General features: G+C 69.8%; 9 protein-coding genes and 6 tRNA genes. 7 read left to right on the top strand and 8 right to left on the bottom strand.

What is annotated here, in order from left to right; translation table 11 throughout:
* Nucleotides 1-26: 26 nt before the first annotated feature.
* The 5 genes from thrS to ACT3T5_RS09100 all read right to left on the bottom strand — a co-directional run bounded on the left by thrS (nucleotide 27) and on the right by ACT3T5_RS09100 (nucleotide 2,620).
* Nucleotides 27-2,027: a threonine--tRNA ligase gene (gene thrS / locus ACT3T5_RS09120; RefSeq protein ID WP_444579078.1), complete on the bottom strand. Its 2,001-nt coding sequence runs from the start codon at nucleotides 2,025-2,027 to the stop codon at nucleotides 27-29.
* Nucleotides 2,028-2,213: 186 nt separating this feature from the next.
* A tRNA-Val gene (locus ACT3T5_RS09115) sits at nucleotides 2,214-2,288 on the bottom strand.
* A gap of 26 nt (nucleotides 2,289-2,314) precedes the next feature.
* Nucleotides 2,315-2,385 (bottom strand) — tRNA-Cys (locus ACT3T5_RS09110).
* Between the two features lie 65 nt (nucleotides 2,386-2,450).
* A tRNA-Gly gene (locus ACT3T5_RS09105) sits at nucleotides 2,451-2,523 on the bottom strand.
* Nucleotides 2,524-2,548: 25 nt separating this feature from the next.
* A tRNA-Val gene (locus tag ACT3T5_RS09100) sits at nucleotides 2,549-2,620 on the bottom strand.
* Between the two features lie 477 nt (nucleotides 2,621-3,097).
* Between ACT3T5_RS09100 and ACT3T5_RS09095 the strand changes: the two genes are divergently transcribed.
* The 6 genes from ACT3T5_RS09095 (at nucleotide 3,098) to ACT3T5_RS09070 (ending at nucleotide 11,153) form a co-directional block, all read left to right on the top strand.
* Nucleotides 3,098-3,173 (top strand) — tRNA-Gly (locus ACT3T5_RS09095).
* A 27-nt stretch (nucleotides 3,174-3,200) separates the two neighbouring features.
* A tRNA-Val gene (locus ACT3T5_RS09090) sits at nucleotides 3,201-3,275 on the top strand.
* 159 nt (nucleotides 3,276-3,434) lie between these two features.
* Complete coding sequence (glgX, locus tag ACT3T5_RS09085) at nucleotides 3,435-5,597, top strand: glycogen debranching protein GlgX (RefSeq protein WP_444579079.1); 2,163 nt, start codon at nucleotides 3,435-3,437, stop codon at nucleotides 5,595-5,597.
* A 48-nt stretch (nucleotides 5,598-5,645) separates the two neighbouring features.
* On the top strand, nucleotides 5,646-8,255 hold the full coding sequence (treY, locus tag ACT3T5_RS09080; protein ID WP_444594239.1) for a malto-oligosyltrehalose synthase: 2,610 nt from the start codon (nucleotides 5,646-5,648) through the stop codon (nucleotides 8,253-8,255).
* A complete protein-coding gene (gene treZ, locus ACT3T5_RS09075; protein WP_444579082.1) occupies nucleotides 8,252-10,105 on the top strand; it encodes a malto-oligosyltrehalose trehalohydrolase in 1,854 nt (617 codons plus the stop codon). The genes treY and treZ overlap by 4 nt, the downstream gene beginning before the upstream one ends.
* A 73-nt stretch (nucleotides 10,106-10,178) precedes the next feature.
* Nucleotides 10,179-11,153 (top strand): C-terminal binding protein, encoded by a 975-nt coding sequence (locus tag ACT3T5_RS09070; RefSeq protein WP_444579084.1) that lies wholly within the window; start codon nucleotides 10,179-10,181, stop codon nucleotides 11,151-11,153.
* A 135-nt stretch (nucleotides 11,154-11,288) separates the two neighbouring features.
* Here ACT3T5_RS09070 and ACT3T5_RS09065 read toward each other — a convergent pair whose 3' ends face one another.
* The 3 genes from ACT3T5_RS09065 to ACT3T5_RS09055 all read right to left on the bottom strand — a co-directional run bounded on the left by ACT3T5_RS09065 (nucleotide 11,289) and on the right by ACT3T5_RS09055 (nucleotide 13,569).
* The gene (locus ACT3T5_RS09065; RefSeq protein ID WP_444594238.1) at nucleotides 11,289-11,921 is read right to left on the bottom strand and encodes a 2-dehydro-3-deoxy-6-phosphogalactonate aldolase; all 633 of its coding nucleotides are present in this window, start codon (nucleotides 11,919-11,921) and stop codon (nucleotides 11,289-11,291) included.
* A gap of 67 nt (nucleotides 11,922-11,988) precedes the next feature.
* Nucleotides 11,989-12,729 (bottom strand): SDR family oxidoreductase, encoded by a 741-nt coding sequence (locus ACT3T5_RS09060; protein ID WP_444594237.1) that lies wholly within the window; start codon nucleotides 12,727-12,729, stop codon nucleotides 11,989-11,991.
* A 51-nt stretch (nucleotides 12,730-12,780) separates the two neighbouring features.
* Nucleotides 12,781-13,569 (bottom strand): SDR family NAD(P)-dependent oxidoreductase, encoded by a 789-nt coding sequence (locus ACT3T5_RS09055; protein ID WP_444579090.1) that lies wholly within the window; start codon nucleotides 13,567-13,569, stop codon nucleotides 12,781-12,783.
* 109 nt (nucleotides 13,570-13,678) lie between these two features.
* Here ACT3T5_RS09055 and ACT3T5_RS09050 point away from each other — a divergent pair, with 109 nt between their 5' ends.
* Nucleotides 13,679-14,548, top strand: a complete 870-nt coding sequence (locus ACT3T5_RS09050; RefSeq protein WP_444579092.1) for an NAD(P)-dependent oxidoreductase — start codon at nucleotides 13,679-13,681, stop codon at nucleotides 14,546-14,548.
* Nucleotides 14,549-14,596: the final 48 nt, after the last annotated feature.

The following is a 14,596-nucleotide window of genomic DNA, read 5'->3' as shown; positions in this document are numbered from 1 at the left end:
GGGCTCCTCGCGGTCGCGCTGCTCGCTCACACCTGCGCCTTCGTCGCAACGGCCTCGACGATGCGCTGGACGGCGGTGTCGACGTCGATGCCGTTGTCCTGGCTGCCGTCGCGCAGGCGGAAGGAGACGGCGCCGTTGGCCTGGTCCTCGCCACCGGCGATCAGCAGGTAGGGCACCTTCTCCTTGGTGTGCGTGCGGATCTTCTTCTGCATGCGGTCATCCGAGGAGTCCACCTCGACACGGATGCCGTGGGCGCGGAGCTTCGCGGCGACCTCCTCGAGGTAGGGCGCGTACTCGGCGGCGACCGGGATGCCGACCACCTGGACCGGGGCGAGCCACACCGGGAAGGCCCCGGCATAGTGCTCCAGCAGCACCCCGAAGAAGCGCTCGATGGAGCCGAACAGGGCACGGTGGATCATCACCGGACGCTGACGGGAGCCGTCCGAAGCGGCGTACTCGAGCTCGAAGAGCTCCGGCTCGAAGAAGTCGAGCTGGATCGTGGACAGCTGCCAGGTGCGCCCGATCGCGTCCTTCGCCTGGACGGAGATCTTCGGGCCGTAGAAGGCGGCGCCGCCCGGGTCCGGGACCAGGTCGAGGCCCGACGCGGTGGCGACCTCCTCGAGGGTGGCCGTCGCCTCCTCCCAGGTGCTGTCGTCGCCGACGGACTTCTCGGGATCGCGGGTGGACAGCTCGAGGTAGAAGTCGTCCAGCCCGTAGTCCTTCAGGAGCCCCAGCACGAAGTCGAGCGTGGAGGCGATCTCCTCGCGCATCTGCTCCCGGGTGGTGTAGATGTGCGCGTCGTCCTGGGTGAACCCGCGGGCGCGGGTCAGGCCGTGCACCACGCCGGACTTCTCGTAGCGGTAGACGCTGCCGAACTCGAACAGACGCAGCGGCAGCTCGCGGTACGAGCGGCCGCGGGAGCTGTAGATGAGGTTGTGCATCGGGCAGTTCATGGGCTTGAGGTAGTAGTCCTGGCCCTGCTTGGTGACGTTGCCGTCCGCGTCGACCTCCTCGTCCACGTGCATCGGGGGGTACATGCCCTCGGCGTACCACTCGAGGTGCTTGGAGGTCTCGAAGAGGTTCTTCTTCGTGATGTGAGGGGTGGAGACGAAGGAATAGCCGGCCTCGACGTGGCGGCGGCGGGAGTAGTCCTCCATCTCCATCTTGATCGTGGCGCCCTTGGGGTGGAACACCGGCAGCCCGGACCCGATCTCGTCGGGGAAGGAGAACAGATCCAGCTCGTTGCCGAGGCGGCGGTGATCGCGACGCTCGGCCTCGGCGATGCGCTCCTGGTGGGCGCGAAGCTCGTCCTTCGACGGCCAGGCGGTGCCGTAGACGCGCTGCAGCATCGGGTTCTTCTCGCTGCCGCGCCAATAGGCGGCCGCGGAGCGGGTCAGCGCGAAACCGTTGCCGATCAGCTTGGTGGTGGGCAGGTGCGGGCCGCGACACAGATCGGTCCAGACCGTCTGCCCCTTCTTGTCCACGTTGTCGTACATGGTCAGCCCGCCCTCGCCGACCTCGACGCTCGCCCCTTCGGCGGCGTCACCGGCGGTCGACTTCAGACCGATGAGCTCGAGCTTGTAGGGCTCCTCTGCCTCTTCGAGGCGAGCGGCGTCGTCGGTGATCTCGCGACGCACGAAGCGCTGGCCGGACTTGATGATCCGGTTCATCTCCTTCTCGAGCGCCTTGAGCGACTCGGGAGTGAAGGGCTCGGCGACATCGAAGTCGTAATAGAAGCCATCGGTGATGGGCGGTCCGATGCCGAGCTTGGCCTCGGGGTTCGTCACCTGCACGGCCTGGGCGAGGACGTGGGCGGCGCTGTGACGGAGGATCGAGAGCCCGTCCTCGCTGGAGATCTCGACGCCCTCGACGGCCTGTCCGTCGGCGAGCGGCGTGGAGAGATCACGCAGCTCTGCGTCGATGCGCAGGGCGATGATCTCGGTCCGGTCCGCGAACAGCTCGGTGCCCGTGGTCCCCTCCTCGAGCTGCTGGGGGGATCCGTCGAGGGTGATGGCGATCTGGGCCACGGGGGTGCTCCTTATGTTCGGGTCGAGCCGGCCGACGATGCCGGCTCCACGGACGATGGTATCGGGCCAGGACCCCGTCGACGAGCCGACGGGCTGCGCGCCACCTGGACCCTCGTCGACGTCTTCGCAGAGGTGTTCGCGGGAGAGCAGAAGGGCCCCGGTCCGAAGACCGGGGCCCTTCTGTGCTGGTGGGCGATACTGGGATCGAACCAGTGACCTCTTCCGTGTCAGGGAAGCGCGCTACCGCTGCGCCAATCGCCCGGGGCGGCACCCGAAGGCACCGACGGAGGTGGGTACGGGATTCGAACCCGTGTACACGGCTTTGCAGGCCGTTGCCTCGCCTCTCGGCCAACCCACCGGAGATGCTTCCGCATCTATATGAAACGGCGCTCCCGACAGGACGTCGAGCGCGCCGCTCCCCGGAGCGGACGACCGGATTCGAACCGGCGACCCTCACCTTGGCAAGGTGATGCTCTACCAACTGAGCTACGTCCGCGCAACGAGATCCGAGGAACTCGTCGTGGGCGATACTGGGATCGAACCAGTGACCTCTTCCGTGTGAAGGAAGCGCGCTACCCCTGCGCCAATCGCCCGATGGTGTCTCCACCGCCGTCGCCCACCCTTCCGAGTGGACTCGAAGAAGCTTACATGAGGTCCAACGGCCTCGAAGACCACATCCGACGTGACGTACATCGCGCCCCGGACCGCCCGACCGACGGTCGCGCCCGGAACACCCCCGAGCAGCCCGCGACCACCGGAGCCGGAGCCTCACGGCCCGAAGCCCTGGGCCCGGAATCCGGAGCCCTGAGCCCGAGGCGCGGAACCCGACCCTCTATTCCACTCACACGGGCTATTCCACTCACACGGGGTGCCGCACCCACCCCTGAATCCTCTCTGCCTTTCCGGCACCACTGCGCCGACATCCGCCCGCGCCGACCTGAGGGTCCGTGGCACCGGCCCGAGACATCTACCTGCGACGTCAGCCCGTGACGTCCGACACTGCAGGCCACCTGCATTTGCGCGGACGCCAGGACCGCCCTAAAGTTATCGATCGTCGGCCCAGCCGATGTGCGGACGTAGCTCAGTTGGTAGAGCATCACCTTGCCAAGGTGAGGGTCGCCGGTTCGAATCCGGTCGTCCGCTCCATCCTCCACCCGCATCCTCGGATGCATTGGGCGATTGGCGCAGCGGTAGCGCGCTTCCCTGACACGGAAGAGGTCACTGGTTCGATCCCAGTATCGCCCACCACGGAAGGCCCCCTCGGAGCACCGAGGGGGCCTTCGTCGTCCCTCCTCTGTCCGGCCGCCGACGGCTCCGCTACCCACCGGTCAGCGGATCCGCGTGCCGGGGAGACGGGTACCCCACGTCGCGGTCCCGGTTCAGGGGCTCTGCGTCTACTCTGGCCACATGCAGATCTGGACCGGACAGTCTTACCCCCTGGGGGCCACCTTCGACGGCTCCGGCACCAACTTCGCGTTGTTCTCGGAAGCGGCCGATCGCGTCGAGCTGTGCCTCCTCGGCGAGGACGGCACCGAGCGTCGCGTCGAGGTCACCGAGGTCGACGCCTTCGTGTGGCACGTCTACCTGCCGTCGGTGCAGCCCGGGCAGCGGTACGGCTACCGGGTCCACGGAACCTACGACCCGGCTGGAGGGCATCGCTGCGATCCCTCGAAGCTCCTGCTGGACCCGTACGCCAAGGCGATCGCGGGTATGGCGAGCAACCATCCCTCGCTGTACAGCTACAGCTTCGAGAACCACGCGGAGCGCAATACCGACGACTCGGCGCAGCACACGATGCACTCCGTCGTGGTCTCCCCGTTCTTCAACTGGGGCAATGATCATCCGCCGGCGCACGAGTACCACGACACGGTGATCTACGAGGGCCACGTCAAGGGCCTCACGATGCTCCATCCCGGCATCGACGACGACATCCGTGGCACCTACGTCGCGATGGGTGAGCCCGCGATCATCGAGCACCTCACCGAGCTCGGCGTGACCGCGATCGAGCTGATGCCCGTCCACCAGTTCGTGCAGGACGGGCACCTGGTCGAGAAGGGCATGCGCAACTACTGGGGCTACAACACCATCGGCTTCTTCGCCCCGCACAACGAGTACGCCCACGCCGGCGATACCGGGCAGCAGGTCCAGGAGTTCAAGCAGATGGTGAAGAACCTCCATGAGGCGGACATCGAGGTGATCCTCGACGTGGTGTACAACCACACCGCCGAGGGCAACCAGATGGGCCCCACCCTGTGCTTCCGCGGCATCGACAATGCGGCCTACTACCGACTCGTCGAGGACGACAAGGCGCACTACTACGACACCACCGGCACCGGGAACTCGCTGCTCATGCGCACCCCGCATGTGCTGCAGCTGATCATGGACTCGCTGCGCTACTGGGTCACCGAGATGCACGTCGACGGCTTCCGCTTCGACCTCGCCTCGACGCTCGCCCGGGAGCTGCACGAGGTGGATCGGCTCTCCGCCTTCTTCGACATCATCCAGCAGGACCCGATCATCTCCCAGGTCAAGCTGATCGCCGAGCCCTGGGACCTCGGCGAGGGCGGCTATCAGGTGGGCGGGTTCCCGCCCCTGTGGTCGGAGTGGAACGGTCACTACCGCGATACCGTCCGTGACTTCCATCGGTCCGAACCCGGCGTGATCGGGGACTTCACCTCCCGTCTGGCCGGCAGCTCCGACCTGTACCAGCACACGGGCCGCACGCCGATCGCCTCGATCAACTTCGTCACCGCGCACGACGGCTTCACCATGCGGGATCTGGTCTCCTACAACGACCGGCACAACGAGGCCAACGGCGAGGGCGGCAACGACGGGGAGAGCCACAACCGTTCCTGGAACTCCGGGGTCGAGGGGCCCAGCGAGGACCCTGACGTGCGTGCACTGCGCCTGCGCCGCGCCAAGAACCTCATGGCCACGCTCCTGGTCAGCCAGGGCGTCCCGATGATCCTGCACGGCGACGAGATGGGCCGCACCCAGAGCGGCAACAACAACACCTACTGCCAGGACAACGAACTGTCCTGGATGAGCTGGGAGCTCGACACCGACCAGATGGACATGCTCTGGTTCACTCAGCAGATGATCGCCCTGCGCCGTGACCACCCGATCTTCCGTCGGCGCCGCTTCCTGCAGGGCGTCGTGCGGGACGACGCGGACTCCGCCCTCCCGGACGTGGAGTGGCTGGGCACCGACGGCATGGAGATGACCGCCGAGGACTGGGAATCCCCGCAGAACAAGTGCTTGGCGATGTTCCTCAACGGCTCCTCGATCCCCGAGCCGACGCTCCGCGGCGAGCGCATCATCGATGATTCCGCCCTGCTCCTGTTCAACGCCTCGGGCAATGACGTCGACTTCGTCCTCCCGCCGGCTGATCATGGCGCGGAGTGGACCGTCGCGCTCGGCACCGGGGAGACGGATGACGTCGGGGCCACCGTGAGCGCCGCGCAGTCGATCACCCGGCCCGCCCAGTCCCTGCTGATCCTCATGCGTGCCCCGATGGAGGACATCGAGGAGCCCGCCGACGGGAACCACGAGCAGACCACCCGCGCCTGAGACGACGAGTCCGCCCGGGAGCGCTCCCGGCACGAAGGAGAGCACCCCATGGCCACCCCCGACCTGAGCACCGTGTCCCCGGATCCCGACCAGGCCGGCACCGGCAGCGGCACCACCCGCCCCGGGCTCTCCCCGCGGACCGTCCCGACGTCGACCTACCGCCTGCAGCTGCATGCCGGCTTCACGACGGACGACGCAGCCGCCCTGGTGCCGTATCTCGCGCAGCTCGGGGTGGGCCACGTGTTCTGCTCCCCCGTCCTGCAGGCCGCGCCCGGCTCGACCCACGGGTACGACGTCGTGGACCACACCCGGATCAGCACGGAGATCGGCGGCGAGGACGGTCTGCGCCGTCTCGCCGCGGCGGCGCACGACCACGGCCTGGGACTGATCGTGGATGTGGTGCCCAACCACATGGCGATCCCCACCCCGATCTGGCACAACCGTGCCCTGTGGTCGACCCTGCGCGACGGCCCGGAGTCGCCCTACGCGGACTGGTTCGACATCGATCCGTCCTCCGAGCGCTCGATCCTGGTGCCGGTCCTGGGGCGACCCATCGGGTCGGTGCTGGCCGACGGCGAGATCGAGCTGGGGGTCGAGGAGATCCCGCAGCCCGACGGCACCACCGCCGAGGAGACCGTGGTGCGGTACTTCGACCACGTGCTCCCGGTCGCCGCCGGCACCCAGCATCTGGGACTCACGGATCTGCTGGACCGCCAGTGGTACCGCCTGGCCTACTGGAAGGTCGCGGACGACGAGCTGAACTATCGACGGTTCTTCGACGTGGACACGCTCGCCGCGATCCGCGTGGAGCTGCCGCGGGTGTTCGAGGCGACCCACGAGACGCTGCTGCGGCTGCAGGGCGAGGGCGTGATCGACGGCTACCGCATCGATCATCCCGATGGTCTGACCGATCCGCGCGGCTATCTCCGGGATCTCGAGCGGGCGACCGGCGGGGCCTGGACCGTCGTGGAGAAGATCCTGGAGGCCGACGAGCAGCTGCCCGGGGACTTCCCGTGCGCGGGCACGACCGGCTACGACGCCCTGTGGCGGGTCGGCGGCCTGTTCCACGATCCGCACGGAGCGCTCGGGCTCACGCACCTGTGGCAGCGCCGCACGGAGGATCTGCGCCCCTTCTCCGAGATCGCCGCCGAGTCCACCGAGCAGATCGTCTCGACGAGCCTGTGGGCGGAGCTCGAACGCCTGACCACGCTGATCCACCACATCTGCCAGGAGGACATCCGTCTGCGGGACACCACCCGTCGGAACATCCAGAAGGTCGTGCGGGCCCTGCTCGGCGCGATGGACCGCTATCGGGCCTACATCGTGCCCGGGGAACCGGCACCCGGCTCCGAACGTGCCGTCATCGACCAGGCGGCGGCCCGGGCCCTGCAGGTGCTCGGCGACGACGAGGACGTCGTCATGACTCTGGAGACCGTGGTGGCCCTGGTGTGCGGTGACGAGGTGGGCAGCGCGGGCCGGACGGCGAGCGCCGCGCGGTCGGAGGTCATCGTGCGCTTCGCCCAGACCTGCGGACCGGTGCACGCGAAGGGGCTCGAGGACACGGCCTTCTACCGCTACACGCGATTCCTCGCGGTCAACGAGGTGGGGTCGGATCCTGAACGGATCGGGGTGGAGCCGGACGATCTCCACGACCACGCGCTGGAGAAGCGGCACACCCATCCCGATGCCATGACCACGCTGTCCACCCATGACACCAAGCGCAGCGAGGACGTCCGTGCACGGCTCGCGGTCCTCACCGAGCAGCCCCTGGAATGGGCGATGCTGGTGCAGGACCTGGACCGGGCCACGAGCACCTCTCGCGGGGACCGCGTCGACGGCGCCATGGAACTGCTCCTGTGGCAGGTCCTGGTCTCGTGCTGGGACCTCCCCGGGGCCGATGCCCCGCGGATCACGGCGGAGCGTCTGGACGGCTACCTCCTCAAGGCGATGCGCGAGGCGAAGACCCTCACGACGTGGACCGACCAGGACACCGAGTACGAGCAGCAGGTGCTCGACCTCGGACGAGCCGCCCTCGCCTCGGAGGAGGTGGACCGGCTCCTGACCGACTGGACACGGCGCACGCACGCCGCCCAGCGCACGGCGATCCTCGGCCAGAAGCTGATCCAGCTGACCATGCCCGGAGTGCCGGACGTCTACCAGGGCAACGAGACCATCGACCTCTCCCTCGTGGATCCCGACAACCGCCGCGCCGTCGATCACGCCGCGCATGCCGAGCGGCTGACCCGGATGCTCGAGGGCGCCGGCCCCGACGGGATCGGTGACGAGAAGCTCTGGCTGACCCGGAGCGCCCTCGTGCTGCGCCGGGAGCGGCCCGAGCTGTTCCAGGGCCGTGACGCCGGCTACCGGCCGCTGCCCACCACCACGGGTCACGCGGTCGCCTTCGGTCGTGCGGTGGGAGAGGGCGAGATCGAGGCGGCGACCGTGGTCACGCGCCTCGCCCACGGTCTCGCCCAGCGGGGTGGCTGGGGCGACGCACAGCTCGCCCTCCCCGAGGGGCGCTGGCGCGACCTCCTCAGCGGTGTCGAGGTCGCCGGCGGGATGGTGCCGCTCCAGTCGCTGCTCACCGACTGGCCGGTGGCGCTGCTGGTGCGGGACGAGGTCTCAGCAGCCGACGGCACGACGGGGGAGGACCGATGAGCACGCCGCACACCGACGGGCCGGCCCCTCGCGCGTACGACCGCTACGAGGTCTGGGCTCCCCGGGCGAGCGCGGTGACGATCCGGATCGACGGGGTCGAGCATCCGATGGAGTCCGCGCCGGAGGGATGGTTCACGCTGCCCGGCGTCGACGCCGTCCCCGGGGCCCGATATGCCTTCCGGCTCGATGACGCCGAGCTCTGGCTGCCCGATCCGCGCTCGGCGTCCCAGCCGGACGGCGTGCACGGGGAGAGCGAGGTCGTCGACCCCCGTGCGCTGCGCGGACCCTCCTCCTGGGCCGGCCGCAGCCTGCGCGGAGCCGTCCTGTACGAGCTGCACGTGGGCACGTTCACCTCAGGGCCGACCGGCCGCGGCGGCACCTTCGACTCGGCGATCGAGCGGCTCGACGACCTCGTGGACCTCGGGATCGAGGCGGTCGAGCTGATGCCGATCGCCACCTTCCCCGGCCATCGCGGCTGGGGGTACGACGGGGTGGGCCTGTACGCCACCCACGCGGACTACGGCGGGCCGGAGGGTCTGGGACGGTTCGTCGACGCCGCGCACTCGCGCGGTCTCGCGGTGGTGCTCGACGTCGTCCACAACCATCTGGGCCCCACCGGCAACTACCTGGGGATGTTCGGCCCGTACTTCACCGACCAGCACGAGACCCCGTGGGGTGAGGCGGTGAACCTCGATCAGCCCGGGTCCCGCCAGGTGCGGGACTTCCTCGTGGGCAGCGCCCGGCAGTGGCTGGTCGATGTCGGGATCGACGCGCTGCGCCTGGACGCGGTCCATGAGCTGCACGACGACTCCCCCCAGCATGTCCTGGCCGAGCTCGCCGACGCCGTCGACTCCTGGGAGGAGGAGACCGGGCGCCCGCTGACGCTGATCGCCGAATCCGACCGGAACGATCCCCTGACCGTCACCCCCGTGGCCGCCGGCGGCCTGGGCATGGACATGCAGTGGGCAGACGACGTCCACCACGGGGTCCACGCATGGATCACCGGCGAGCGTGCCGGCTACTACGCGGACTTCGGATCGGCCGCGGCCCTGGCCACCGTCCTGACCCGGATGTTCCTCCATGCGGGCACGCACTCGACGTTCCGCGGGAAGGTCTGGGGCTCCCCCGTCGACCCCGACAGCCGTCACTACGACGCGCAGTCCTTCGTGACCTTCCTCCAGGACCACGACCAGGTGGGCAATCGGGCCACCGGCGATCGGATCCATCACTCGCTGACCCCGGGGCAGCATGCCGCGGCGATCTCGCTGATCCTGCTGGGTCCGGGGACGCCCATGCTGTTCCAGGGCGAGGAGTGGGCGGCCTCGACGCCGTTCGCCTTCTTCACCGATCATGACGACGAGATCGGCCCGCTGGTCAGTGCGGGCCGGGTCGAGGAGTTCGCCGCCATGGGGTGGGAAGGGACCGTGCCCGATCCCCAGGCCGCCAGCACCTTCGAGTCCTCGATCCTGCGCCATGAGGAGCGCACGGACGGCGAGCACGCCCGGATCCTGGACTGGTACCGCACGCTCATCACCCTGCGTCGCACCCACCCCGCCTTCGAGGACCCTGATCTGCACCGCGCGAGCGTCGAGATCCTCGCCGAGGAATCCGTGCTGCTGCGCCGCGGCACGCTGGGCGTCCTCGCCCACCGCGGCCCCGGTCCGCTCGCCGGCAGTCCCGGTCCGCTCGCTGGCAGCTCCGATCCAGTCGCCGGCAGCTCCGGACCGCTCGCCGGCGCACCGCGCGCCCTGGAGATCCTGAGCGCTTTCGGCGAGGCGACCCTCTCCCCCGACGGGACCGTCCAGATGGCTGACGCGGGAGCAGTGATCCTGTGTCTCGCCGCAGAATGAGCTGATCAGCGCTGCAGGCAGTGCGCGGCCGACACTGCACTGCCGACCCGTCGGGACTCGAGGAGGAGCATCCATGAAGATCGTCATCACCGACCTGGACCAGGACCGCATCACGGAGGAACAGGCCGTCGCCGAAGCCGCCGGAGTCGACCTGGTCCTCACCCAGGCCGGCACCGAGGACGAGGTGATCGAGGCCGCCCAGGGGGCGGATGCGCTCCTGGTGCAGTACGCGCCGATCACCCGTCGCGTGCTCGAGTCCCTGCCGCAGGTGCGGGCGATCGGACGCTACGGCGTCGGGGTGGACACCCTCGATCTCGTCGCCGCCACGGAGCTCGGCGTCGCGGTCAGCAACGTTCCCGACTACGGGACCGAGGACGTCTCCGACCATGCGGTGGCGCTCGCCGTCTCCCTGTCCCGCGGCATCGTCGAACTGGATCGCAACCTCCGCGCAGGGACGACCTCCCTCGCGCCTGTGAAGCCCCTGCACCGGCTGTCCACCCGGACCGTCGGCGTGATCGGTCTGGGTCGCATCGGCGCCGCCACCGCGCGCAAGGCCCGGGCACTCGGATTCTCCGTGCACGGCTACGACCCGATGAGGGAGCCCGGCACCACCACGGAGGACGGGATCGCGGTGCGCACGCAGGAAGAGGTCCTGGCAGGGTCCGACGTGATCAGCATCCACGTGCCGCTGACCGAGCAGACCCATCACCTGATCTCCACCGAGGCCCTGGCCCGGATGCGGCCGGGGTCGATGCTCGTGAACACCAGCCGCGGCGGGGTCGTGGACACGGCCGCCGTGGTCGAGGCCCTGCAGTCCGGGCACCTCCGCGGCGCGGGCCTGGACGTGTTCGAGACCGAGCCCCTTCCCCAGGACAGCGCCCTGCGGGACTGCCCGACGGCGGTGCTCACCCCGCATGCCTCCTGGTACAGCGAGGAATCCGAGACCGAGCTCAAGCGTCGGGTGATCGAGAACGTCGTGGAGGTCCTCGCCGGACGCCGGCCGCGCAATATCCTCAATCCCGAGGTGCTGGAGCGCCCGGCGCGCTGACCCCGGCAGGGGCGACTTCGGTCAAGGGCAACTCCGTGCCGAGGCGACCCCGCGCAGGGGCGACCCCGCGCAGGGGGACTCCGTGCCGGGGGACTCCGTGCCCGGGCGTGCCGGCGTCACGTGAGGATCACGTGGCTACAGCGCCGTGCCCTCTCGCTGCTGTGCGCCCTGGGCCGCACGCACGAGGTCCGCGCCGATCGTGCCCACCTCGTCGGCAGACCGCCCCGGTGCGTAGAGGAACGAGCCGATCCCGGCGCCAGCCGCCCCGGCCCGGATCCATCCCGGGATGGTCTCGGTGGTGATGCCGCCGACGGGCAGGAACGCGGTGCCCTCGGGGACGACGGCGCTCCACGCCCTCAGAAGGCTCTCGCCGAGCGCGTCGGCCGGGAAGATCTTCAGGTGCCGGGCCCCGGCGCGGAGCGCGGCGAACACATCGGTCGCGGTCGCGACGCCCGGATACGGGGTCATCCCGAGCTCGAGGGAGCGGGCGATGATCTCGGGGTCCGTGTTCGGCGCCACCACCAGTTCCCCGCCGGCGGCGGCGACGCGCTGCACGTCCGCGAGGTCGACGACGGTACCGGCGCCGATCCGCGCCTCGGTGCCGAGTCGCTCAGCGAGGATCCGGATCGACTCGAAGGGCTGCGGGGAGTTCAGCGGCACCTCGAGATGGGTGATCCCGGCACCGACCAGGGCATCCCCGACAGCAGGGGCCTCCTGGGGGGTGAGTCCTCTCAGGATGGCGATCAGCAGCGGCGGGTGAGCAGTCATGAGGTGATCCTTCCACGACGAGCAGATGGTTGTCGGACCGTCACAGCATGTGGCCTGCGCGGCAGGCTCAGCGGGCCAGGTAGCCGCCGTCGACGGGGAGCACGGCCCCGTGCACGTAGGCGGCGCCCTCGCTGGCCAGGAACAGCGCGGTACCGGCGATGTCGTCGGCCCGTCCCCATCGCCCGGCCGGGATGCGGCTGACGATCTCGTCGTTGCGCACGGCGTCCTCCCGCAGGACCACGTTGAGCTCGGTGGCGATGTATCCCGGGGCGATCGCGTTGACCGCGACGCCCCGCCCGGCCCATTCATTGGCCACGGACTTCGTGAACTGGGCGACCGCGCCCTTGGACGCCGCATAGGCGGAGGCCTGGACTCCCCCGAAGAACGAGAGCATCGAGGCGATGTTGACGATCCGTCCGCTGCCACGCTCGAGCATCGGGCCGCCGAAGGCCTGCGTCAGCTGCACCACCGCATCCAGGTTCACTTTCATGACCTGGGAGAACTCGTCCAACGGGAAGTCCTCGACGCTGTGGCGGAGGTTGATGCCGGCGTTGTTGACCAGGATGTCGACCTCATGCTCGGCGAGCACCTCGGCGACGGCCTGCGCGCGAGCAGCCGGGTCGGAGAGATCCACCCCGACGCAGGAATGGCCGGGCCCCAGGGAGCCGGCGCCGCGCTGCAGACCGATCACGTTCGCCCCGGAGTCCAGCAGGCGCTGCGTGATGGCGCGGCCGATCCCGCGGGTCGACCCGGTGACCACCGCGGTCGCGCCGGAGAGGTCCACGTCGAAGGTTCCGGGGAAGGGCATCATCGCTCCTGGTGTGAGAGGTCGTCGGAGATCGGGGTCGGTGGATCGAGATCAGTGGATGTGGGATCCGCCGTTGACGTCCAGTGTGACGCCTGTGAGGTAGCCGCCGTCGCGCCCGAGCAGGAAGTGGACGGCGCCGGCGACGTCGTCGACCGTCCCGACCCGGCCCACGGGGAGCTCCTGGAGCAGGACCTCCTTGCGCTCGTCGGTGAGCCGGCCGCCCATGATGTCCGTGTCGATCGAGCCGGGGGCGACCGAGTTCGCCGTGATGCCGTACTCGCCGAGCTCCCGCGCCCAGGTCTTCGCGAGCCCCAGCAGCGCGGCCTTCGACCCGGAATAGGCGGCGCGCCCGTAGACCCCGCCACCGCGCTCGGCGGAGGCGCTGGAGATGTTGACGATGCGGCCCAGGCTGTGACGGCGGAACACCTTCACGGCCTCTCGGGTCACGAAGAACGTGCCATGGACGTTGACGTCGAAGACCCGCTTCCATTCCTCGGTGCTGACCTCGGTGAACGGTGTCGGCGAGGAGATGCCGGCGTTGTTGACCACGCCGACCAGCTGCGGGAGCTCCGCATCGATCCGGGCGACGGCCTCGACCACCTGCGCCTCGTCGGAGATGTCGACCCCGAGGCCGAGGGACGGGACGCCGTAGCGCTGTGTGATCTCCGCGGCGAGCGTCTCGGAGGCGGGGCCGTCGAGATCCATCACGGCGACGGCCCAGCCCTCGCGGGCGAGGCGGTGCGCGGTGGCACGGCCGATGCCCCGTTCGGAGGCGCCCCCTGTGACCAGGGCGGCCGGCTGCTCCGGGAAGTCGGCGGCGGGGTACGGGGTCACGGCCATGGGATGCTCCTGTGCACGAGCGAGAGGGCGGTCGACCGCCCCTCGCGACGGAATATAAAATATGATTCGAAGTGTACGGTCCGTTCCCCCTGCTTGTGAAGGAGATCCCATGGTCCCCACCCGGACATCCGTGATCGGCCTGGGCCCGATGGGGCATCCCCTCGCCGCGACCCTCCTGGCCGCCGGCGCCCCACCGATCGTGTGGAACCGCACCGCGCAGCGGGCCGACGATCTCGTCGCGGCCGGCGCGATCCGTGCGCACACCCCGGCGCAGGCCGCGGCCCCGGTGATCCTCTCCGTGCTCCCCGACGTGGCCCAGCTCCGCGAGCTCCTGGATGACGAGACGCTCGCAGCCTGGGGCGCCGCCGGAGCGCGCGTGGTCATCATGTCGACCAGCGGGCCCGATCAGGTGCGCGCGCTCGCCGAGGACCTCGCCCCAGCGGGCATCGCCGTCGTCGATGCCCCGATGTCCGGCGGCGTCGCCGGCGCGGAGGCCGGCACCCTGTCGATCATGGTGGGCGGTGCGGACGAGGACGTCGCCCTGGTGCGCCCCGTCCTCGAGCTGGTCGGCGGGACGGTCCTGCACCTGGGCGAGCTGGGCACCGGCTCGATCGCCAAGCTCTGCAACCAGATCGTGGTCGGCGGGACGCTCGCGGCGCTCGCCGAGGCCTTCGGTCTGGCTCGGCGCTCCGGCCTCGACGCCCAGCAGCTGGTGACCCTGCTGGAGGGAGGCCTCGCCCGCAGCGAAGTGCTGACGCAGAAGAAGCACAAGCTCCTGGACCGGGAGTACTCGCTCGGCGGGTCCGCCGACAACCAGGTCAAGGACCTCCGCTACGCGACCGCCGCCGGCGAGCGCGTCGGTCTGCCCGCCCAGCTCCTGCCCGCGCTTCTCACCCTGTACACCGAGACGGTCGAGAAGGGGCACGGCCAGGAGGACCACACCGTCGTCCAGGAGCTGTACCTGGATCCCGAGGACTGATCGCGCACCCCGGACCGATCACTCTCCACGGACCGATCCCGCACCACG

The sequence above is a fragment of the Brachybacterium sp. AOP3-A1-3 genome, assembly GCF_052378285.1.
In the GTDB taxonomy this organism is placed as follows: Bacteria; Actinomycetota; Actinomycetes; order Actinomycetales; family Dermabacteraceae; genus Brachybacterium.
The sequence above is the reverse complement of the archived record's forward strand: the minus strand, read 5'-3'. Positions and strand labels throughout refer to the sequence as shown.

What these genes read in the sequence shown, in the direction of transcription:
- treZ (WP_444579082.1), top strand. Translation starts at nt 8,252, where the DNA reads ATGAGCACGCCGCACACCGACGGGCCGGCCCCTCGCGCGTACGACCGC.
- ACT3T5_RS09070 (WP_444579084.1), top strand. Translation starts at nt 10,179, where the DNA reads ATGAAGATCGTCATCACCGACCTGGACCAGGACCGCATCACGGAGGAA.
- ACT3T5_RS09065 (WP_444594238.1), bottom strand. Translation starts at nt 11,921, where the DNA reads ATGACTGCTCACCCGCCGCTGCTGATCGCCATCCTGAGAGGACTCACC.
- ACT3T5_RS09050 (WP_444579092.1), top strand. Translation starts at nt 13,679, where the DNA reads ATGGTCCCCACCCGGACATCCGTGATCGGCCTGGGCCCGATGGGGCAT.
- glgX (WP_444579079.1), top strand. Translation starts at nt 3,435, where the DNA reads ATGCAGATCTGGACCGGACAGTCTTACCCCCTGGGGGCCACCTTCGAC.
- ACT3T5_RS09055 (WP_444579090.1), bottom strand. Translation starts at nt 13,569, where the DNA reads ATGGCCGTGACCCCGTACCCCGCCGCCGACTTCCCGGAGCAGCCGGCC.
- ACT3T5_RS09060 (WP_444594237.1), bottom strand. Translation starts at nt 12,729, where the DNA reads ATGCCCTTCCCCGGAACCTTCGACGTGGACCTCTCCGGCGCGACCGCG.
- treY (WP_444594239.1), top strand. Translation starts at nt 5,646, where the DNA reads ATGGCCACCCCCGACCTGAGCACCGTGTCCCCGGATCCCGACCAGGCC.